General features: G+C 31.3%; 20 protein-coding genes. 7 read left to right on the top strand and 13 right to left on the bottom strand.

Annotated features, from left to right (window positions below; translation table 11 throughout):
* Positions 1-19: 19 nt before the first annotated feature.
* The 4 genes from ACFQ1U_RS08750 to ACFQ1U_RS08735 form a co-directional block, all read right to left on the bottom strand.
* Positions 20-2041 (bottom strand): M3 family metallopeptidase, encoded by a 2022-nt coding sequence (locus tag ACFQ1U_RS08750; RefSeq protein WP_386107392.1) that lies wholly within the window; start codon positions 2039-2041, stop codon positions 20-22.
* Positions 2042-2220: 179 nt separating this feature from the next.
* Positions 2221-2700, bottom strand: a complete 480-nt coding sequence (purE, locus tag ACFQ1U_RS08745; protein ID WP_386107390.1) for a 5-(carboxyamino)imidazole ribonucleotide mutase — start codon at positions 2698-2700, stop codon at positions 2221-2223.
* Positions 2701-2761: 61 nt separating this feature from the next.
* Positions 2762-3925 carry a 5-(carboxyamino)imidazole ribonucleotide synthase gene (locus ACFQ1U_RS08740; RefSeq protein WP_386107388.1) on the bottom strand — a complete coding sequence of 388 codons (1164 nt, stop codon included), beginning with the start codon at positions 3923-3925 and terminating at the stop codon, positions 2762-2764.
* Positions 3926-3988: 63 nt separating this feature from the next.
* A complete protein-coding gene (locus tag ACFQ1U_RS08735; RefSeq protein WP_386107386.1) occupies positions 3989-4396 on the bottom strand; it encodes a Rieske (2Fe-2S) protein in 408 nt (135 codons plus the stop codon).
* Between the two features lie 109 nt (positions 4397-4505).
* Between ACFQ1U_RS08735 and greA the strand changes: the two genes are divergently transcribed.
* Entirely contained in the window at positions 4506-4979 is a 474-nt protein-coding gene (gene greA, locus ACFQ1U_RS08730) for a transcription elongation factor GreA (RefSeq protein WP_386107384.1), read from the top strand.
* 83 nt (positions 4980-5062) lie between these two features.
* On the top strand, positions 5063-5455 hold the full coding sequence (locus ACFQ1U_RS08725) for an HIT family protein (protein WP_386107382.1): 393 nt from the start codon (positions 5063-5065) through the stop codon (positions 5453-5455).
* A 23-nt stretch (positions 5456-5478) separates the two neighbouring features.
* Here ACFQ1U_RS08725 and ACFQ1U_RS08720 read toward each other — a convergent pair whose 3' ends face one another.
* A complete protein-coding gene (locus ACFQ1U_RS08720) occupies positions 5479-6633 on the bottom strand; it encodes a sensor histidine kinase (protein WP_386107380.1) in 1155 nt (384 codons plus the stop codon).
* 78 nt (positions 6634-6711) lie between these two features.
* Here ACFQ1U_RS08720 and ACFQ1U_RS08715 point away from each other — a divergent pair, with 78 nt between their 5' ends.
* Complete coding sequence (locus ACFQ1U_RS08715; RefSeq protein WP_386107378.1) at positions 6712-7572, top strand: flavin reductase family protein; 861 nt, start codon at positions 6712-6714, stop codon at positions 7570-7572.
* A 7-nt stretch (positions 7573-7579) separates the two neighbouring features.
* Positions 7580-7945, top strand: coding sequence for a DUF3127 domain-containing protein (locus tag ACFQ1U_RS08710; RefSeq protein WP_386107376.1), 366 nt, complete (start codon positions 7580-7582; stop codon positions 7943-7945).
* A gap of 48 nt (positions 7946-7993) precedes the next feature.
* Here ACFQ1U_RS08710 and ACFQ1U_RS08705 read toward each other — a convergent pair whose 3' ends face one another.
* The 3 genes from ACFQ1U_RS08705 to ACFQ1U_RS08695 all read right to left on the bottom strand — a co-directional run bounded on the left by ACFQ1U_RS08705 (position 7994) and on the right by ACFQ1U_RS08695 (position 10524).
* Positions 7994-8254 (bottom strand): DUF1456 family protein, encoded by a 261-nt coding sequence (locus ACFQ1U_RS08705; RefSeq protein ID WP_386107374.1) that lies wholly within the window; start codon positions 8252-8254, stop codon positions 7994-7996.
* Positions 8255-8265: 11 nt separating this feature from the next.
* On the bottom strand, positions 8266-8898 hold the full coding sequence (locus ACFQ1U_RS08700; protein WP_386107372.1) for a YqaA family protein: 633 nt from the start codon (positions 8896-8898) through the stop codon (positions 8266-8268).
* A 63-nt stretch (positions 8899-8961) separates the two neighbouring features.
* On the bottom strand, positions 8962-10524 hold the full coding sequence (locus tag ACFQ1U_RS08695) for an NAD(P)/FAD-dependent oxidoreductase (RefSeq protein WP_386107370.1): 1563 nt from the start codon (positions 10522-10524) through the stop codon (positions 8962-8964).
* Positions 10525-10588: 64 nt separating this feature from the next.
* Here ACFQ1U_RS08695 and ACFQ1U_RS08690 point away from each other — a divergent pair, with 64 nt between their 5' ends.
* Both ACFQ1U_RS08690 and aat read left to right on the top strand, forming a co-directional pair.
* Complete coding sequence (locus ACFQ1U_RS08690; protein ID WP_386107368.1) at positions 10589-11968, top strand: short-chain fatty acid transporter; 1380 nt, start codon at positions 10589-10591, stop codon at positions 11966-11968.
* The gene (gene aat, locus ACFQ1U_RS08685) at positions 11969-12610 is read left to right on the top strand and encodes a leucyl/phenylalanyl-tRNA--protein transferase (RefSeq protein ID WP_386107365.1); all 642 of its coding nucleotides are present in this window, start codon (positions 11969-11971) and stop codon (positions 12608-12610) included. It abuts the gene before it with no gap.
* A gap of 24 nt (positions 12611-12634) precedes the next feature.
* Here the strand turns inward: aat and ACFQ1U_RS08680 are convergent, their stop codons facing one another.
* The 3 genes from ACFQ1U_RS08680 to ACFQ1U_RS08670 form a co-directional block, all read right to left on the bottom strand.
* Positions 12635-14218, bottom strand: coding sequence for a hypothetical protein (locus ACFQ1U_RS08680; protein ID WP_386107363.1), 1584 nt, complete (start codon positions 14216-14218; stop codon positions 12635-12637).
* Positions 14219-14322: 104 nt separating this feature from the next.
* A complete protein-coding gene (locus ACFQ1U_RS08675) occupies positions 14323-16251 on the bottom strand; it encodes a CocE/NonD family hydrolase (RefSeq protein ID WP_386107361.1) in 1929 nt (642 codons plus the stop codon).
* A 118-nt stretch (positions 16252-16369) separates the two neighbouring features.
* Positions 16370-18874, bottom strand: a complete 2505-nt coding sequence (locus ACFQ1U_RS08670; RefSeq protein WP_386107359.1) for a zinc-dependent metalloprotease — start codon at positions 18872-18874, stop codon at positions 16370-16372.
* 191 nt (positions 18875-19065) lie between these two features.
* On the opposite strand from ACFQ1U_RS08670, the gene ACFQ1U_RS08665 reads away from it, so the two are divergent.
* The gene (locus ACFQ1U_RS08665) at positions 19066-21015 is read left to right on the top strand and encodes a YgiQ family radical SAM protein (protein WP_386107357.1); all 1950 of its coding nucleotides are present in this window, start codon (positions 19066-19068) and stop codon (positions 21013-21015) included.
* Positions 21016-21102: 87 nt separating this feature from the next.
* Here the strand turns inward: ACFQ1U_RS08665 and ACFQ1U_RS08660 are convergent, their stop codons facing one another.
* Together ACFQ1U_RS08660 and ACFQ1U_RS08655 are read right to left on the bottom strand one after the other, a co-directional pair.
* The gene (locus ACFQ1U_RS08660) at positions 21103-21780 is read right to left on the bottom strand and encodes a type 1 glutamine amidotransferase domain-containing protein (RefSeq protein ID WP_386107355.1); all 678 of its coding nucleotides are present in this window, start codon (positions 21778-21780) and stop codon (positions 21103-21105) included.
* A gap of 71 nt (positions 21781-21851) precedes the next feature.
* Positions 21852-22445, bottom strand: a complete 594-nt coding sequence (locus ACFQ1U_RS08655) for a Crp/Fnr family transcriptional regulator (protein ID WP_386107353.1) — start codon at positions 22443-22445, stop codon at positions 21852-21854.
* Positions 22446-22447 lie beyond the last annotated feature (2 nt).

Below are 22447 nucleotides of genomic sequence, written 5' to 3'. Positions count from 1 at the left end.
TTACTGTTTTTTATTCATATTATTTTAATAATCCAGCTCTTTTCAGTAAGGCTTCTGGTTTTGGTTCTTGTCCTCGGAAACGTTTGTATAAATCCATAGGTTTTTCGGTTCCACCTTTAGATAAAACATGTGTTTTAAACTTATCTGCTACTTCTTTATTAAAAATTCCTTTTTCTTGGAAATACTCAAATGCATCAGCATCTAAAACTTCTGCCCATTTGTATGAATAATATCCAGCAGAATATCCTCCTTGAAAAATATGAGAAAATGCTGTGCTCATACAGTTCTCTTCTACATCAGGGTATAATTGTGTAGTAGCAAAAGCTTCTTTTTCAAATAGTTTAACATTATTAATGGTGTCAGGAGCTTCATGTGTATGCCACCTCATATCTAACAAGCCAAAACTTAACTGACGTAATGTTTGCATGCCTTCATTAAAAGAAGCAGATTCTTTAATTTTTTCTATGTATTCAATAGGAATAGTTTCTCCTGTTTCGTAGTGTTTTGCAAATAATTCGAGCGCCTCTTTTTCATAACACCAGTTTTCTAAAACCTGGCTTGGTAATTCTACAAAATCCCAATACACAGAGGTTCCTGATAAACTTTTATAAGTAGTGTTAGCAAGCATTCCGTGTAAAGCATGACCAAATTCGTGAAATAATGTGGTTACTTCATTAAAGGTTAATAATGATGGTTTTGAGGCTGTAGGCTTTGTGAAATTACAAACAATGGAAACTTGAGGACGTTCATTAACGTTATTCTTAATTTCTTGAGATTTATAGGAAGTCATCCAAGCTCCGTTTCGTTTTCCTGATCTTGGATGAAAATCAGCGTAAAGGTATGATACAAATTGACCGTCTTTATCAGTAACATTATACGTTTTTACATCTTTATGATAAACATCAATAGAATTGATCTCTTCAAACTGTAAACCAAACAATTTCTCTGATACGGTAAATACACCATCAATTACATTCTCAAGCTTAAAATAAGGTTTTAAGGCTTCTTGATCTAAGTTGAAAAGCTCTTTTTTTAGTTTTTCTGCATAAAAAGCACTATCCCATTTTTGGAGTTTATCAATATTGTCTAACTTTTTTGCATAGGTTTCAAGTTTCAAGAACTCTTCTTCGGCAGCAGGTTTCGCTTTTTCTAATAAATCATGTAAAAAGGAGAAAACCTTATCAGGTGTTTCGGCCATTCTTTCTTCTAAAACAAAATGCGCATGTGATTTGTAGCCTAATAAATTGGCTCTTTTATGACGAAGTTTAACAATGTTTAAAACAATTTCTTCATTATTAAATTCATTGTTTTGGAATCCTTTTTTACCAAAAGCTATCGATAACTTCTTACGTAAGTCTCTATTTTTAGCATACGTCATAAAAGGAATGTAACTAGGGTAATCTAAGGTAATTATCCAACCGTCTTTATCTCTTTGCTTGGCTATTTCTCTAGCAGCTTCTTTGGCATTATCAGGCAAACCATCTAAATCATTCTCATTTGTTAAATGCATTTCGAAGCTATTCGTTTCTGCTAAAACATTTTCGCCAAATTGTAAAGATAATTTTGCTAACTCGGTATCTATTTCACGTAATTCAGCTTTTTTATTTTCTGCTAAATTAGCGCCATTTCTAGAAAAACTTTTATAGTTTTTCTCTAATAACATTTGTTGTTCTGTGGATAAATTTAAATTGTTGCGTTGTTCATATACGTTTTTAACTCTATCAAACAATGCCTCATTTAACATCATATCGTTTTTAAATTCGCTTAACCATGGAGAAATTTCTTTAGCAATAGTCTGAATTTCTTTATTGGTTTCTGCAGAATTTAAATTGAAAAAAATACTGGTAATTCTACCTAGTTTTTCACCTGCTGCATCAAGCGCTTCAATGGTGTTTGAAAAATTTGGTTTTTCAGCGTTTTTAGTAATAGCCTCAATATCAGCTTTTGCTAAAGCAATAGCTTCTTTGATAGCAGGTTTATAATCTGTTTCTTTTATAGAAGAAAAAGGAGGTGTATTAAATTTTTGTAATAATGGATTCATTTTAAAGCTTTTTAATAATGATTAGTTAGCTCTTAAAACAAAGTTATCAATTAAAAAATGAATAGTAAGGTATAATTTATGGATTATATAAATTCTAACACTTTATAAATTTAAAGATGTAAACATGAAATTTAAATATAAAGAGTGTAAAAAACGCAAGCTAATCAGCTTGCGTTTTTTTATTTTTTTACTCGTTCAGAAGCTTTTTCAACTTTAAGTTTTAACCCTTCTTTATAGGCAATAATTTTATCTAATATGCACTTGTCAGAAGCGCCAATAATTTGTGCGGCTAATATTCCTGCATTTTTTGCGCCATCTAATGCTACAGTAGCTACAGGAACACCTCCTGGCATTTGTAAAATAGATAACACAGAATCCCAACCATCAATAGAGTTTCTACTTTTTACAGGAACTCCAATTACAGGTAATGGACTCATACTTGCTACCATTCCTGGTAAATGAGCAGCACCACCAGCACCAGCAATAATAACTTGAATTCCTCTTTTATGAGCATTATTAGCATAATCAAAAAGTTTTTCTGGAGTTCTGTGAGCAGAAACAATATCTACTTCTATTTGAATGTCCATACTTTCTAATATATCAATAGCCTCTTGCATTATAGGAAGATCTGAATCGCTTCCCATGATAATTCCTACCATATTCTTATTTTTTATTAAACACAATTAATACAATTGTGCTATATAATGAGTTAGTTGTGATTTAGTTTTGTTTTGAAATTACTCGTACCGTTTCTTTTACTTGTTGCGCTATTTCTCTTGCGTTGTTAATGTTTTCATGTACAATAGTTACATGCCCCATTTTTCTGAAAGGTTTAGTTGTTTTTTTACCGTATATGTGAGGAGTTACTCCATCTATGGCAATAATTTTTTCAATGTTTTCATAAATTACATCTCCAGTATAACCTTCTTCACCTACTAAATTTACCATAATACCTGCAACTTTACTATTAGTATTGCCTAGTGGAAGGTTTAAAATACTGCGTAAATGTTGTTCAAATTGGTTTGTGTAACTAGCTTCTATACTGTAATGTCCAGAATTATGAGTTCTTGGAGCAACTTCATTAACTAAAATTTCATCGTTTTGTGTTTGAAACATCTCTACCGCAAGTAAGCCAACAAAATCAAAAGCATCTGCAACTTTTAGCGCTATTTCTCTAGCTTTTTTAGCAACAGATTCATCTATTCTAGCAGGACAAATTACGTATTCAACTTGATTTGCTTCTGGATGAAACTCCATTTCTACAACGGGGTAAGTTTTTATTTCACCACTTTTATTACGAGCAACAATAACCGCTAATTCATTTTTAAAAGGAATTAATTTTTCAGCAATACATTCTGCTGTTGGTAAGTGATCTAAATCTGATACTTTTTTTATAACCTTTACTCCGTTACCATCGTAACCAAAACGTGCAGATTTCCACACAAAAGGTAAGGAAACCGCATCATTATTTATTGCATGTTTTAACTCTTCTATAGATGCAAAGCGAGAAAAATCTGCTGTTGGAATATTATGATCTTTATAAAAAAGTTTTTGAGAAGCCTTGTTTTGAATAGTTTTGATGTTTCTCGGTTTTGGATAAATGGTTAGCCCTTCTTTTTCTAGTTTTTCAAGAGCTTCAATATTAACATTTTCAATTTCAATAGTTAATACATCTACTTTTTTACCAAAATTATAAACGGTATCAAAATCTAATAAATCACCTTGATGAAATTCGTTGCATATTTTAGCACAAGGTGCCGTTTCAGAACTGTCTAAAATAGCGGTATAAACATCAAATTTTTGAGTTTCCGATAGTAACATTCTTCCTAACTGACCGCCACCAAGAACGCCCAGTTTAAAGTTTGACGAAAAATAATTTTTCACGTTGTATTGTTTGTTGTGTTGTTAGCACAAAAATAACAATCTTATTGGGTTGCAGAAATGATTTTAGCGAGTAATTTGAAGCCTATCACTACCGGTTTGAGAAACGGTATACTCTAAGGCAGAGCAGCCTTCACCATCTTGAGGCACTCCTCCTTGTAAATAATTATATTGTTTTCCGCTGCAAGAACACTCTAAAATTAAGCCATCAAATTGCATAGGAGTGTTACAGTCACGTTCTGGGCATTGTAAATCGAAAGCTCTATATCTAGAGTTTCCACGAATTAGCAATATTCTTCTTCCGCTTAAATTAGTTTCAGTATATCCGTTGGGTACTTGTAAATCTACAAACTCTGGATTACTCAAATTAACGGTTGCATTTATGGTAATACCTTCAAAACAGTTATTAATAATTGGTCTGTCACTGCAACTAAGTAATACTAAAAGAATGGCTAAAACCGCTAAATTTTTCATAAATGTTATTAGATAGGTAATTTTACAACGCAACGAATTTACAAATATTTTGTACATTTGTTACAGATCTCATTCCAAACGGTATGAGATTTTTTAAATTTTAGAGCTTATGAGTAACGTATCATATTACACGGAAGAAGGATTAAAAAAATTAAAAGACGAACTTGCACACTTAGAGCAGGTAGAGCGTCCGAGAGTATCACAAGAAATTGCAGACGCAAGAGATAAAGGAGATTTAAGTGAGAATGCAGAATATCATGCAGCTAAAGAAGAGCAATCTTTATTAGAAACTAAAATCGCTAAACTTAAAAATGTAGTTGCCAATGCAAGAATTATTGATGAAAGTCAATTAGATACATCAAAAATTTTAATTCATTCGAAAGTAAAATTAAAAAACACTACTAACGGAATGGAGTTTAACTACACGTTAGTTGCGGATAGTGAGAGCGATGTTAGAAATGGTAAATTATCTGTAAATTCACCTATTGGTAAAGGTTTACTAGGAAAAACTGTTGGTGAAATTGCAGAAATTCAAGTACCAAACGGTTTAATGAAATTTGAAATTGTAGAAATTTCAAGATAATAATTATTACCATTATATTTCATCGGGTTTTAGTGTTTTACTAAACCCGATTTTTTTATTTTTACAAGTAAACGAATCATATTATGGCAAGTATTTTTACAAAAATTATAAATGGTGAGATACCATCTTATAAAGTAGCAGAAGATGATAGGTTTTTTGCTTTTTTAGATATTAACCCAAATGCAAAAGGGCATACCTTGGTTATACCGAAAAAGGAAGAAAATAAAATTTTCGATTTATCTAAAGATGATTATTTAGCATTAAATGATTTTGCATACAGAGTTGCAAAAGCGATAGAAAAAACAGTTTCTTGTGAGCGCATAGGAATGAGTGTAATAGGTTTAGAAGTACCTCATGTTCATATTCACTTAATACCAATTAACGTTATGGATGATATGCGCTTTATTAATAAAGTAAAGTTAACAGATGACGAGTTTAAGACGTTAGCTAAAGAAATTGCAGCCAATTTTAAATAGTATAAGAAACCTAAAAACTACTTTTAAATTGCTTTATTTAAAACAATTTCAAAAGTAGTTCCTTTGTTGGGTTCAGACTTTAATACGTGAATTTTTCCTTTATGGTAATTGTTAATTATTCTTTTAGATAAAGACAGTCCTAAACCCCAACCTCTTTTTTTAGTAGTAAATCCAGGTTTAAAAATTTGTTTAAATTGTGATTTTGGAATTCCTTTTCCGGTGTCGCTCACAAAAATTTTAACCTGCTTTTCATATTCTTTAATTATCACATTAATTTTACCTTTTCCTTGCATGGCATCTACAGCATTTTTAATTAAATTTTCTATAACCCATCCATAAAGTTCATTGTTAAGTAATACATTAATGATAGAGTTTTGGGCTTCAAAATTAAAACTAATTTGTGTTGAGGTTCGAGACTTTAGATAATCATATGCTTTTTTTGTTTCCTCTACAATATTTTGTTTTTGTAACTCTGGAAGTGATCCTATTTTTGAAAAACGATTAGCTATTGTACTTAATCTATATACATCTTTTTCAATTTCTGAAATATAATCTTTACTAACATTTTCTGTTTTTAAAATGGCTATCCAACCTAGTAAAGATGATAAAGGTGTACCTATTTGATGTGCGGTTTCTTTAGCCATTCCTGTCCAAAGTTTATTTTGTTCAGCTATTTTGTTAGAGCTAAAAAACTGATAAACTACAGATAAAAATAAAACAAGAATTAATAATAAAGCTATAGGATAATAGGTTAACTTGTATAATAAATCTGAATTTCTATAATAAACAAATTGCTTTTTATCTTTTACATAATTAATAGTAATAGGAGCGTTTTGTCTTTTCATAACCAATAGTTGTTTTTTTAAATAAATACTATCGGTAGCTTTTTTTTCATTTAAGTTATGATAAGAAATAATTGCATCATTTTCATCAGTCAGGATTAGCGGGATTCCTTTAATTTTTTCAAGTACTTTATTTTCAAGATTAAAACTAGCATTTAAATCAGTATTACTTTCAAATTCTTTAATAGCAGAGGCAAAGATTTCCATTTTACTTCTTTCATCTTGTTTAAAACGCTGAAAAAATACGTAGGTATTCCATAATATTAATGAAACAATAATGAATGAAATAATCATTGCAAAACGCTTAAACCAGAAAGTATTGTTAAAATAACTCATCAATCAAATATAAACTATTCTAGTTATAACTTAATTTCTAAAAGCGTAGTATATTTACAGTAACCAAAAAAACAAAACATGTTAACAATAAATCCTAAAGATATATCAACAGGTAAATTACATGGATATTTACTAGGATCGGTAGCACCTAGACCAATTGCTTTTGCGAGTACTGTAGACGTCGATGGAAATCCTAATTTATCACCATTTAGTTTTTTTAATGTTTTTGGAGCCAATCCTCCAACATTGGTGTTTTCACCAGCAAGAAGTGTAAGAAATAATACCACTAAACATACTTTAGACAATGCAGAAGCTACTAAAGAAGTTGTAATTAATGTAGTTAATTATGATATTGTACAACAAATGTCTTTAAGTAGCACCATGTATCCTAAAGGGGTTAACGAATTTGAAAAAGCCGGTTTAACCATGTTACCTTCAGATGAAGTAAAACCTTTTAGGGTAGCAGAATCTCCTGTACAGATGGAATGTAAAGTGGTAGATATTATTTACACAGGATCTGAAGGTGGTGCGGGTAATTTAATTGTTTGTGAGGTAGTAAAGCTTCATATAAATGAAGATGTTCTGGATGAAAACGGACAAATAGATCATTATAAAATTGATTTAGTAGCCAGAGCAGGAGGGAATTTTTATTCAAGAGCCAGAGAAGGTTTTTTTGAAATTCCAAAACCACTGACTACTTTGGGTATTGGAGTAGACCAAATGCCAGAACCCGTAAAAAATAGTTCTATATTAACAGGTAATAATTTAGGGGTTTTAGGAAACGTAGAAACATTACCTAGCCAAGAAAGTGTTAATAACTTTAGTAAAGAACATCCAGAGTTTGTTGGTATTTCAGAAGAAAAAAAACATACATTTGCACAGCAATTTTTAGAAAAAAATGATGTAGAAAGTGCTTGGAAGGTACTTTTAATTAAATAAATAGGAAATGGAAGTAATTGGGAAAATTAAGTTAATTAACGAAACACAAACTTTTGGAAGTAACGGGTTTAGAAAAAGAGAGTTAGTAGTAACTACTGATGAGCAATACCCACAAATGTTGTTAATTGAGTTTATTCAAGATAAATGTGATTTATTAAACAGCTTTCAAGTTGGTCAAGATGTAAAAGTATCTATTAACTTACGTGGTAGAGAGTGGATTAATCCACAAGGTGAAGCAAAATACTTTAACTCTATTCAAGGATGGAGAATAGAAAGTTTAGCAGCAGGTGCGCCGTCTAACGTGCCACCAGCACAATCTTTTGAACCAGCTCCAGATTTATCTGCAGATGAACCGGACGATTTACCTTTCTAAAATATAAATATTAGAAAAAAATAAAAGAGCGCTATGAGCGCTCTTTTTTTATGTTGTTGTTTTTTTATTGTTAGGCTTCTTTTCAGGCATTGGACCTCTTAAATGAATAATTAATCCGTTTAAAAAGTTTCGTAAAAATTGATCACCACATTTCATGTATTTAGGGTGATCTTCTTTTCTGAAAATTGCGTTTATTTCAGATTTGGATACTTTAAAATCTACCAATGCACAAATTTCTATAATATCTGTATCTTTTAGTTTATGAGCTACTCGTAGCTTTTTAAAAACATCGTTATTTGTTAATGCCATATTTTTTAAGTTTAACTTACCATATTAAAAATTGCCCAAGCATAAATTGCAAAACGAACAAAACGAAAAAGTCCAAAAGCAACTACACTTTTAAAAGGATATTTAATCATACCTGCGGTTAAACAACTAATGGCAAATGGTAAGGGTAAAAGTGCACCTACTAAAATTAAAAAACCACCCCATTTGCTGGTGTTTTTTAGGTGCATTGCCATTTTAACTTCTAAATAATTTTTAACGGCTGCTATTTTTAATGATGCTCTACCAATAAAATATGCTGTTAATCCTCCAAAATAAGATAATGTAGCTAAAATAGCTAAATTAATTACTGGCTCAGGAGTTTTTTTAGACCAAGCAATAAAAATTTCAGGAGGAATTAATCCTAAAATAGTTTCAGAAATAAAAAATGTAATTAAAACACCAACTCTTGAAAAGGTTTCGGTCATCGTTTGTAAACCATCATTAATATTGTAAACATATTTGTTAAACAATACCAAAGCAACAACAACTATAACTATTGGCCAAAAAGCTTTTTTTAAGCTTTCCCATATAAACATATAAAACCCCGTTCGCTGATAATAATTATGCAAACGTTTCATATGCGGATTTTTATTTCCTTTTTTCTTCTTTTTAGGTTTGTTAGTCATTATTAGACATCAAAAAAAATTAAAAAGCAAAAATACCACCAAATCTAACGTTTCACCAAATAATTAACGTTTATATTTTGCGGTGGCCGCTTCTGCACATCGCTCACCATCCATAGCGGCAGAAATAATACCTCCCGCATAGCCGCCTCCTTCACCACAGGGAAAGAGTCCTTCAATAGTGGGATGTTCTAAACTCTCATTTCTTGGAATACTAATTGGTGATGAGGTTCTTGATTCTACCCCAATAATATTAGCTTCAGAAGTATAATAACCGTGCATTTTTTTGCCAAAAGCAGCAAACCCTTTACGTAATCGTCCTCCAATAATTTTAGGCATTAAAGAGTGTAATGGAGCAGAATTTAAACCAGGTTGATAAGAAGTTTCGTTTAAACTTGTTGAAAATTTACCTTCTACAAAATCTGTTAATCTTTGTGCTGGAGCTACTTGTGTTTTGCCACCTGCATTAAAAGCTAGTTTTTCTAAATCTTTTTGAAATTGTAAACCTTTTAAAGGTCCCAAGTGATCATATTTGGGTAAATCTTTATCAACATTAATTTCAACAACAATTCCTGAATTAGCAAATTTATTATTTCTTCTAGATGGAGACATCCCGTTTACTACAACTTCTCCATTAGCAGTTGCTGCTGGAACTATAAAACCACCAGGACACATACAAAAAGAGTATACCCCTCTGTTATTTACTTGATGTACTAAACTATATGCCGCTGCTGGCAATAATTCATCGCGCTCACCACTACAGCTATATTGAATTTGATCTATTAGTGTTTGTGGGTGTTCCACACGAACTCCCATAGCAAATGATTTAGCTTCGATTAAAATATTTTTCTTGTGAAGAAGTTCAAAAATATCACGCGCAGAATGTCCAGTAGCTAAAATAACACTAGTAGCACTCATTTCTGTTGTGTTATTTAAAATTAAAGCTTTAACTGCATTTTGTTGAATTATAAAATCGGTTACACGAGTGTTGAAGTGAATTTCACCACCATATTTTAAAATTGTTTCTCTAATATTTTGAATGATTTTAGGAAGCTTATTGGTCCCAATATGCGGGTGTGCATCTACCAAAATTTGATCAGTTGCACCATGGTAAACTAAGTTTTCAAAAATTCTTCTAACATCGCCACGTTTTAAACTTCGGGTATATAATTTACCATCAGAGTATGTACCTGCACCACCTTCACCAAAACAGTAATTAGAATCACTATTTACATCATGAAATTGATTTATAGCTCTTAAATCTCTACGACGGTCTTTTACATTTTTTCCGCGTTCTAATACAATAGGTTTATAACCAAGTTCTATACACCTCAGTGCAGCATACATTCCAGCAGGTCCAAAGCCAATAATATGAATTTCTGGAGCATTGCTTACATCTTTATAATCAAAAATATAATCTGGAGTTGTAGGTATTGGTTCATTTACATAAACGGCTATTTTGTAGTTAAAAACAACTTCTTTTTTACGAGCATCTATAGATTTTCGTAAAACTTTAACTCCTGAAATAGTTGTTAAAGGAATGTTTAGCTTTTGAGCCGCTTTTTTTTCTAGTATTGAAGTTTTACGTTCCTCAACTAAATTAACACGGACTTGAATCTCTTTTACCATGCTGCAAAATTAGTTAAAAACCAATTGAGTGTATTTATTATTTTAGCAAAACAAATGATAATGCATGAAAGTTACGCAACGCATAGAGTATTTTTTTGAAAAATATTTACCTTCACCTTTAACAATAGCAGTGTTGTTAACCTTGCTAACTATGGTGTTAGCTATTTTTTTTACAAAACCTGAAAGTACTTCATTAAGTAGTTATAGTTTAGAGGTTTTAGGTTATTGGCAGCAAGGAATTTGGTCTAATAATTTGCTTGTTTTTGCATATCAAATGATGCTTATATTGGTTTTGGGACACGTTTTAGTACTTAGAAAACCTGCAAGTAACCTAATATTAAAAATTACAAAATATTGTAATGACACAGCTTCTAGTGCAGCCATTGTAATTGTAGCTACGATGTTGGTGTCTTTTTTTAATTGGGGGTTGGGTTTAATTTTCGGAGCATTATTAGCCAGAAAAGTGGCAGAGCACGCCCAGCAAAATAATATACCATTAAACTACCCTATAGTTGGAGCAGCAGGTTATATTGGATTTTTGGTTTGGCATGGAGGAATTTCTGGATCAGCTCCAATAAAAATTAATGAAGATGGACATTTGCTTAGTTTAATGAAATCTGTTTCATCTGAAAAAATATTAACTCAATTACCACAAAACATTCGTTATAGCGATACTGTTTTTAGTAGTTGGAACCTTATTATATTTTTTACAGTATTAATTACAGTAGCGTTTACTTTTTATTTTTTAGGGAAGAAAGCGAATCCTACAATTATTAATCTACCTAATTATGAGATGAATAAAGAAATTAAAATAACTACTAATGCTGAAAAATTAGATGCTTCAAAATGGATAGCATATTTTTTTGGAGGTGTAATTTTTATTAGTTTTATATATGTTTATAGGTTAGATATCTTACAACTTAAAATAACCCCTAATCTAATTAATTTTTTCATGTTAGGTTTAGGCTTAATCTTACACGGAAGCATTCAAAAGTTTAGTAATGCTGTTGGTGAGGCCATATCTGATATTTCAGGAATTTTAATTCAATTTCCGTTATACTTTGGAATTATGAGTATAATGAACACCTCTGGAATGGTAGGGTTAATCGCCAATTTTTTTGTGTCTATTTCAAACCCAACAACACTTCCAATATTTACTTTTTTTAGTGCAGGTTTAGTTAATATTTTTGTGCCAAGTGGAGGTGGACAATGGGTGGTTCAGGGGCCAATTGTAGTAGAATCAGCATTAACTTTGGGAGTTCCATTACCAAAAGCTATTATGGCTTTAGCTTATGGAGACCAAGTTACTAATATGTTACAACCATTTTGGGCACTTCCGTTATTAGGAATAACAAAATTAAAAGCAAGAGAGATTTTACCATATACTTTAATTGCAATGGTGGTTGGAAGTATGGTATATTTATTAGGATTAATAATTTTTTAAATGTATTGGATAGGAGAGGAGTTGGTATTTCCACCTCATGAACTAGCAACTGAGGATGGTGTATTAGCTATTGGTGGAGATTTATCTGTAGAAAGATTAGTTTTTGCTTATGCAAACGGAATTTTCCCCTGGTTTAATGAGGGTGAGCCTATTGTTTGGTATTCGCCGTGGGAGCGTATGGTTTTATTTCCAGAATCCGTAAAAGTTTCTAAATCGATGAAGCAAATTATCAAAAAAGGAACTTTTACAATTACAGAAAATACAGCTTTTAAAGAGGTGATAAAAAACTGTAAAATAATAGAAAGAAAAGATCAAGAAGGCACCTGGATTACTAATGATATGGAAGAAGCATACCTTAGTTTGTACAACAAAGGTTTTGCAAAATCGATAGAAGTTTGGCAAACTAATCCAGATTCCTCTAAAATACTAGTAGGAGGTTTGTATGGTGTAGATTTAAAAAATGGTGTTTTTTGTGGAGAGAGTATGTTTAGTAAAGTAAGTAACGCCTCAAAATTAGCATTTATCCATTTAGCAACTAAAGGAGGTTATCGATTAATTGATTGTCAGGTTTACAATAGTCACTTAGCTAGTTTGGGAGCTGATGAAATACCCAGAAAAGAATTTTTAAAATTTTTAGAATAAAAAAGCCGCATATAGCGGCCTTATTTAAATACTTAATTTTAGAATTTGAGAATTCTTATTCTTTTTTCCTAAAAATATAATTTCTTGTTTGTTAGATGAAATCAATCCATTGTACACTTTATAATATACTTTAGAGTCTTTCCTATCTATTAGTTTTTTAAAATCAATTTCTCCATTATTACTAACAGAAATTACATAAAGATTTGAGTTTTTAGCAGAAGTATCTCTAAACGAAATTCGATCACCACTTAATTTTTTAATTCTATCTGAACAATTGATAAAAAAGTAAGTTTTATTTCCAGCAGAAAATGGTGTAAATGATGAATTTAAAGTACCTGTTTGCGCTTTATTTATATTTCTTGCCCATTTTAACTTACCAGCAGTATCTAAACGAAAAGATATAATGTCATCAAAATGATGAACAGTAGTAGTACTAACAGAGCCATTAGGTCCAGAAGTAGTGTGAACAGTAATATAATCTTCTTCTGCATTGATGACTAAATCACCATTATCTAGCCTTTCAATGTTTTTAAACTTAATATTTCCTAATCCTTTTTTCATTTTTCTTTTTTTCTTACCGGCTCTATCACCATATTTATCTGTCATAAAAGTTTCAGAAAAAGGATTAAACACTTTAGTATTCATTGATAAATTTGTAGGATCTAAATTAAAAATACAAACACCATTATATACGGCTTCTTTTCTGTTTCCATAAAATCCTACACAAGATAATTTTCCGTTATTTTTAACTATAGATAGACTACCAATAAATTTATCAGGAGTTTTAAAACTTACGTTATTTTCACTGTCTTTATCAATTTTAGTTAATTCAAAGTGATAATTAGATTTTCCATCTTTTTTAGCTTTTCTACTATTGTTTTCATAAGATTTTCCTAAGAAATATGCAGCGCCATTATCATCGTCTACTTCTAGGTTATTGTATACAAAATACTTGTCTTTTATGTTTTTAGATATTAGTTTGCTGTATATTAATTCTAAATCATTGTTAAAAACAAAGACTTTATTTCTCTCTGTATTTTTATCTTTTAAATCAAAATTTATGGCAAAGTAATTTTTATTTTTAGACATAATTACTTCTCCTAAATGATTTTTATCGTATTGGTTTTTATGATTTTTGTAAAAGAAGGGTATTAAGGCTAAATCTAAGTAATCATTTATATTATCTTTAGAAATAGATATAAGTTCTTTGGTGGTAAATGAGAGTTTGTTAATATCAGAGATTAATACGTTGTATTTTACATTACTCTCTTTATCAAAACGATTTCTAATATATTCTATTAAATGTATTTTATTGTTTTTAATAAATGCACCTTCAATAGAGCCCCAGTCTACTTTATGTTCAACTTCATCAATGAGTTTTAAGTTTTTATCGAAATGTTGTATAAAATAACCTTTTACTCTTCTTGCAGGAAATCCTCCTAAATAACCTCTTACAGTAATAATACCGCCATTTCCATCTTCAATAGTTTCACTAAGAAAACTATGTTTTTTTCGGTCTTTAAAGATGTCACTTTTTGTTATTTTAAAATCTTGACTGAAAGTAGCTCCAGTAATTAATGCAAAAAAAAGAAGAATAATTTTTTTCATAGATTTTTTAATTTTTATTAGGGCAAAAATATTATTTGATTTTAAAACACCAAACCCTTAAACAATAATGTTTAAGGGTTTGGAAATATCTTTTTAAATAAATATTATTCTATAACTGTAAATTCAATACTAGAGTCTGTAAAAACAGTATGAGTTTGAGTTTTAAAGTCCTTTTCATCTGCCTTATAAATATTGTCAACATAGGTTTGTGGATTTAAATCTATTAAAGGAAACCAAGTACTTTGAACTTGAATTTGAAGTTTGTGTCCTTTTTTAAACGTATGAAAAACATCTTGTAATTTTACATTTACACTTGTTTTTGTATTGGGTACAAAAGGTTCTGGTTTTTCAAAACTATTTCTATACCTACCTCTTAAAACTTCACTTCTTACCATCATGTGGTAATTACTCATTTTTAAGTGATTTTGCATTTTATCATTAGTTTCTTCGGCATCAGAAGGGTGAACATCTATCACTTTTACAATCCAATCTGCTGCAGAACCTGTAGTAGCTACTTGTAATTTAGCTAAAATATCTCCAGCCATTGTTAGGTCTTCTTCTAAAACAGGTGTTTCAAAAACCAATACATCTGGTCTTCTTGCAGCAAAACGCTGGTCATCGGTCATGTATTTACGTGGCGTAAATACTGTTTTGATATCTTCAGAATACGGAACAGGATTTTTAACATCACTAACAAAATTAATTTTTGAAATTCCTTTAACAGATGAGGTTAATGTATTATTGTCAGCTAAATAAAAAGATTTTTTCTTAGCATTTTTTGGAGGCCAAACATCATATGATTTCCATGATTTTTTACCTGTATCAAACACATAGGCTTCAGGTAACCCTGAGTTTTTATCGCCTTCACCTTTTAAGAAATGAGTAAAGAATGGAGTTTCTATTTCTTTTTGATAATTTATAGAAATTGAGTCACCAAAATAATAATTACCTACAATATTTTGAGGTTTTGTTCTCGCCCAGCCACCATGATCCCATGGTCCAAAAACTAACGTGTTATAATTTTCTGGATTGTGTTTTTCAATATTTTTATAGGTTTCTAAAGGTCCGTATAAATCTTCTGCATCAAACCAGCCACCAACAACCATGGTAGCTACACTTGGTTTTACGTTTTTTAAATGCTGAATAATACCTTTACTTTGCCAAACACTATCGTAATTTGGATGCTCTACTATCTCTTTCCAAAAGAAATCATCAATTTTATCGGGGTTATTATTTGCGGTAGGATTGTCTACTTTATCGTATTGAAAAAACGTGTTTAAATTTTTTAAAGGGCCAGCGTCTAAAAAGAATTGATATTGATCTTTTGTACCTAAACTAGGTAACGAGTACCATGCAGAGTCTGTTGGAGCATCTTTATAAGTTCCAAATAATGAAACAGCTCTAAAATAACTCAACATAAAAGCACCATTATGATGGAAATCATCAAAGTAAAAATCACCAATACATGCTTGAGGTGAAGAAGCTTTTAAAGCAGGGTGCGCATCTATAACAGAAACAGTTGCATAATGACCTGGGTACGAAATCCCCCAAGTACCCACGCGGCCGTTGTTATGTGATACATTATTAACTAACCAATCAATAGTGTCATAAGTGTCGGATACTTCATCTGATTCTTTTTCAGATTTATTAGGTTTGTAAGCACGCATATTGTCATAAACTCCTTCACTTAGCCATCTACCACGAACATCTTGATAAACAATAATGTATCCATCTTTCATTAAGTGTTCATTAGGCCCTATACGTTTTCTCATTTTACCTTCACCATAAGGTCTTCCACTGTAGGGAGTTCTTTGTAGTAAAATTGGGTAGTTTTGCGTAGTGTCTTTTGGTTTGTATATGGTGGTGTGTAATTTTATACCGTCACGCATTGCAATATCTACCTCTGTTTTGGTATAATTATCTTGTACGTACGTGTCTTTTTTTTCTGTTTCTACAGATGTTTTTTCTGTCTTTTTTTCACAGCTCAGAAATAGGAGGCAGGTGATAGCGAGTAGTTGTATGTATGTTTTCATAATAATTGATAAGATTAGAGATGGTTATAAAAGTAGCAATTCTTTTTTATAATTTTTTAAAAGAAAAAAGCACCAGTAAAATAATATTTACTGATGCTTTTAAAGTTGGGGAACTTGATTATTTCTTTGGGTTTAAAATAGCTTCAATTCTATCTGAAGCATCTTGTAAATGGTAACGAGTCATTGTATTTCTAGCATTAGGAATACTTCTTTTAATATCTCGCTGTAGCCTTTTTAATTCACCTCTAACAACTGGTTTAATATCAGATTGACTAATATTTACAGCTGTTTGTTTAAAGTAACCACCAGAAGACCTTGGGCTTCTTTGGTCTTTAGCTTCGTTTAATAAATAATTTAAACGATCTAAATGAGCACGTTGTAAGTTTCTTCTATACGGGTCAATAGTTTTGTTATTGTAAAGTTCTGACCAAATACCTTTTCTTAAATCGGTCATTAGCTCTAAAATAGTGTACGCTTTCTTATCATTAATAACTTCATTTTCAATAACACGAGTTAATCTTCCTGTTTTTAAAATTCGGTTTAATGTTCTTACTTGTAATCCTCTAATTCTTTCTACAGAACCTGAATATTGAGTTTTAGAAATGATATTTTGATCTATTAACCAATTTGGAGTTGCAAATAGCTCTTTATTTACAAAGCTCATGGCTCTTTTCTGGTGTTCTTTAGGAACATGAGTATATACAGCTCCTGATTGATCAGAAGTTTTATAGTATTCATATACACCACCAATATTAGAGCTTACGTGTCCCATGTATCTGTTAAACTGACCAATAAGCTGTCCATACATGGTTTTTAACTCATCATAGTTTTCACCATCTTCAGAAGTCCATTCTTCTAAACGAGGTAAAATTCTTTGTAAGTTTTTAATACCATAGCTACTAGCTTTCATTGCATCTGCACCTAAATCTTCAGTTTGAGAACTAGGATCAATAATATTTCCTGCTTGTTGATGTCCAAAACGATATAAAGGATCTCCAGCCTTTTCTTTAATCCAACCTTTTAAAATAGGTTTTTCTTCTTCTGCTGAGGTGTTTAAAATTGGGCGGTACCCCCAATTAATAGCGTATTTATCATAAGGTCCAATATTTGGCATAAGCGCTACACCCTTGTCTTCTGGTTGAGCTACGTAATTAAAACGTGCATAATCCATAATAGATGGCGCAGTTCCATACTTTTGAGTAAATGTAGCTGAGCGTAAAGAATCAACAGGGTACGCTACAGAACTCCCCATATTGTGTGGCAAACCAATAGTGTGACCAACTTCATGAGCAGATACAAAACGAATTAAACGTCCCATAATTTCATCCTTAAATTGATTACTTCTTGCTTCAGGATTAATAGCAGCAGTTTGGATAAAGTACCAGTTGTGTAATAAGGTCATTACGTTATGATACCAGTTGATGTCAGATTCTAAAATTTCACCTGAACGAGGATCGCTCACATGAGGACCATTTGCATTTGGTATTGGAGAAGCTAAATATCTTACCACAGAATAGCGAACGTCTTCTGGGCTCCAATCTGGATCTTCTTCTTTACTTGGAGGATCTTTAGCAATAATTGCGTTTTTAAATCCTGCTGCTTCAAAAGCAACCTGCCAATCTTCAATACCTTGTTTTATGTATTTACGCCATTTTTTAGGAGTGGCTCTATCAATATAATAAACAATAGGTTTTTTAGGTTCAACTAATTCACCTCTGTTAAATTTAGCAATGTCTTCATCTTTAACCTCTAAGCGCCATCTGTCTAAATAAGTTACAGATTTACTTTTTTGTACATCTAGACCATAATCAGTTTGTGAACTTGTAAACCATCCAACACGTTCGTCAAAATAACGTCTTTTCATAGGTGTTTTAGGTAATAAAATCATAGAATTACTTAATTCCATGGTTACAGAACCAACACTAGAATTAGCTGGAGGATTGCCCGCTACATAAGTTTTTACGTTTCTTACTTCAATATTTTGTGGATAACTGCTAATTCTATCTATATAAGATCTAGACTTATCCATTTTAGATATTTTGTAAGATTTTCTTCTTCTTTGAGGAAAACCAATGGCTTTTACATCTCCATCAAATAATGGAGATGCGTCAATAACGGTAGCTGTTGAATCTTTACTAAATGCTTTAATAGGAAAAGCAAATAAAATTGGCTCAAAGTTAGAGTTTACTACAGCTTCGTGAACAGGTAAAATGGTATCTGCAACAACATTATGAGATACTACTTTTAATAAAATTTGTTTTTTGTTTTTTACCCAACGTAATACCTGAGTGTTTTGTTTACCACCGCCAAAACCAATACCGCTTGCTGTTTTAGCAATTCTGGTAACCATTAACATTTCTCTGTTTAGTAATGAGTCAGGAATTTCAAATAGGTATTTATTGTCTAGTGAATGTACTTTAAATAAACCATCATCAGTAGTATGTTTTTTGGTTACTACCTTAGCATAAGGTTGTATTCCTTTTTTAGGTTTACTATCTTTTTTAGCAGCTACAGGAGGCTTTTTTTTATCGTTTTTCTTTTTTCTTCTTTGTGCTTCAGTAGGTAAGGTGAAGCTTAAGAAAAAGGCTACGATAAGAACTTTTGAGAGTAATTTTCGTGTCATTATTAATTGTTTGAATAAAAAACCGAAATTACCTAAAAACTCTTGCTAGCTATCTTAATGAAATGTTAAACCATTTAATAATAATTTAACATTTAGCTGTTTTTATTGAAAAATGAATAATTTTAAAATTAAATAGAGTTCTATCATGATTGTAACGGTATGTTATTAAAACGTTGTACCTTTGCAACGGCATGAGAATGAGACGACTTTCAGATTGGTTACCAACTACAAAAAAGGAGGTAGATTTAAGAGGATGGGATGAATTAGACGTAATCCTGTTCAGTGGAGATGCATATGTAGACCATCCAGCATTTGGGCCGGCAGTAATAGGCCGTATCCTAGAAAGCTATGGGTTAAAAGTAGCTATTGTACCACAACCTAGTGTACACGATAACTTACAAGATTTTACAAAATTAGGTAGGCCAAGATTATTTTTTGGTGTTACTGCTGGTTGTATGGATTCTATGGTAAGTAACTATACTGCTAGTAAGCGTAGAAGAGACAAAGATGCATATACTCCTAACGGAGATAAAGGTTTTAGACCAGATTATGCAACTACGGTTTATACTAAGATATTAAAAGAAAAATTTCCTGATGTTCCTGTTTTAATTGGAGGAATAGAGGCTTCATTAAGACGTGTAACTCATTATGATTACTGGTCTGATAAGCTATTACCTTCTATTTTAGAAAGTTCTGGAGCTGATATGTTAGTGTATGGAATGGGAGAACAACCTTTACGCGAGTTAGTAGAGTTGCTTGAAAGAGGTGTGCCATTTGAAAGTTTAAAAACAATCAAACAGACAGCCGTTTTACTACATGAGGATGAAAAAATACCAAAAAATAAAAATTGGAAAGATGTAGAAATAGCTTCTCATGAGGTTTGCTTGAAAGATAAAAAGGCCTATGCTTCTAATTTTAAGATAATCGAGCAAGAGTCTAATAAATTATATGCCCGAAGAATTTTTCAAAAGGTAGGTAGTAAAACTTTAATGATAAATCCTCCGTTTCCAACTATGACAGAGGAGGAGATTGATGCTTCTTTCGATTTGCCATTTACTAGAATGCCGCATCCTAAATACAATAAACGTGGACCAATACCAGCTTATGAAATGATTAAGTTTTCGGTAAATATTCACAGAGGATGTTTTGGAGGATGTAGTTTTTGTACAATTTCAGCACACCAAGGTAAATTTATAGCAAGTAGAAGTCAAGAGTCTGTTTTAAAAGAAGTAGATGAACTTACTAAAATGGAAGGCTTTAAAGGGTATTTATCGGATATTGGTGGGCCATCTGCAAATATGTATAAAATGAAAGGTAAAGTACAATCTATATGCGATAAGTGTGTAGCGCCAAGTTGTATTTCACCTGTAATTTGTAGTAATTTAGATACTTCTCATAAACCATTAACAGAATTATACAAAGCTGTAGATTCTCATCCAGATGTTAAAAAATCATTTATAGGAAGTGGTATTCGTCATGATATGTTGGTGCCTGAGTTTAATAAAAACGCAGATCCTAAAGAGTTAGATGATTACACAGAAGAAGTAATGACAAAACACGTTTCTGGTCGTTTAAAAGTAGCACCAGAGCATACATCTGATCCTGTTTTAAAATTAATGCGTAAACCATCATTTACGTACTTTCATAAGTTTAAAGAACGTTTTGATAAAATTAATAAGCGTAAAAAATTAAATTTACAATTAATACCTTATTTTATATCTAGTCATCCTGCGTGTGAGCCTGAAGATATGGCAAATTTAGCAGCAGAAACAAAAGATATGGGCTTTCAGTTAGAGCAGGTACAAGATTTTACACCTACACCAATGACTGTTGCTACGGTAATTTACTATAGTGGATATCATCCATATACATTACAACCAGTAAATACACCAAAAACAAGAAAAGAAAAGTTAGATCAGCACAAGTTTTTCTTTTGGTATAAAAAGGAAAACAGAAAGTGGATTAAAGATACTTTAACAAAGGTGGGAAGAACAGATTTGTTAAAGAAATTATTACCAGGTGATGATTCTTGGAGAAAAAATAAACCAGGAAAAACCAAAAATACGTTTAATGATACGGTTACAAGTGTAAAGGAATCTAGAAGACGTAATAAAGGGTTTAAAAAGAAAAGAAGACGTTAAAAATAAAAAGGCTATCAATAATTTGATAGCCTTTTTGAAAAATAATAGTCTCCCCTTTAATTAAAATATAGTTTGTGTGGCACTATATTAATTAAGCTTTTTTAACAAGTATTCTGCAACTAATTCAGAAGAAGCAGGGTTTTGCCCTGTAATTAAATATCCATCTTCAATGGCAAAAGGTTTCCAATCGTCAACTTTACTGTAGTTACCACCGTTTTCTTGTAGCATATCTTCTACTAAAAAAGGAACTACATTAGTAAGTTGTACAGCTTCTTCTTCTGTATTACTAAATCCTGTTACATTTTTATTTTTTACTAATGGCTCACCATTAATTTTTGTGTTTTTAAATATAGCCGGAGCATGACATACTGCACCTACTGGCTTGTTATTGCTATAAAACTGTTCAATTAATTCGATAGAATTTTTATCCTCAGCTAAATCCCATAAAGGACCGTGTCCGCCTGGATAAAAAACAGCATCAAAATCGCTTTCTTTTACAGAAGACAAAGTAAGGGTGTTCGCAATTTTACCTTGTAACTCCATGTCTTTGTAATATCTTTCTGTAGCAGGTGTTTGAAAATCTTCCAATTCACTTTTTGGATCAATTGGAGGCTGACCACCTTTTGGAGAAGCAAGAGTAATATCTACGCCATTATCTGCTAAATAATAATAAGGGCTTGCAAATTCTTCTACCCAAAATCCAGTTTTTTCGTTGGTATCTCCTAATTGATCATGACTAGTTAATACAAATAATACTTTTTTCATAAGAGTTGGTTTTAATTTATATGCAAAATTAAAAAGCTTCCCTCTTTTAAAAATTGATGTATGGTAATTAATCAGTTTTTGGCAATTTCTTTCCTTATTCTACTTAAGCTTTCTGTAGTAATACCCAAGTAAGATGCTATATGATAGTTTTTGATGTGTTTTTCGATATCGGGATATTTTTTTAAAAATAAAAGATATCTTTCTTTGGCACTATTGGTTAGGTTTGCCAGTATTCTTTTTTCGTGTCTAACTAATGCTTTTTCTATTTTTTTTCTGAATAGACGTTCTATTTTAGGACTAAAATTATAAATGGCTTCAAAATTAGCTTTAGTTATTTTAAACAAATATGCGTCTTTAATACATTCTGTATATAAAACAGCTTTTTGATCTCCAAAATAGGCTATATAATCGCTAATCCACCAGTGTTGAATTGCAAACTGTAATGTATGTTCTTTCCCATGTTCATCTATATAATAAGTGCGTAAACATCCGTCATGTACATAATATTGATAGTTTATATGATCTTCTTGTTTAAAAAGTATTTCATCTTTTTGTACTACAACTGCTTCAATCTTATCATAAATAAAATTTTTTTCTTCTTCAGATAGAGTTACTCCGTAGAAAATATCATCAAACGGAATGGTATGTGTGAGTGGTGTTTTCAAAT

Source organism: Tenacibaculum geojense (assembly GCF_042676005.1).
Classification (GTDB): domain Bacteria; phylum Bacteroidota; class Bacteroidia; order Flavobacteriales; family Flavobacteriaceae; genus Polaribacter; species Polaribacter geojense.
Note: the sequence above shows the minus strand (reverse complement) of the source record. Positions and strands in the feature narration are given on the sequence as shown.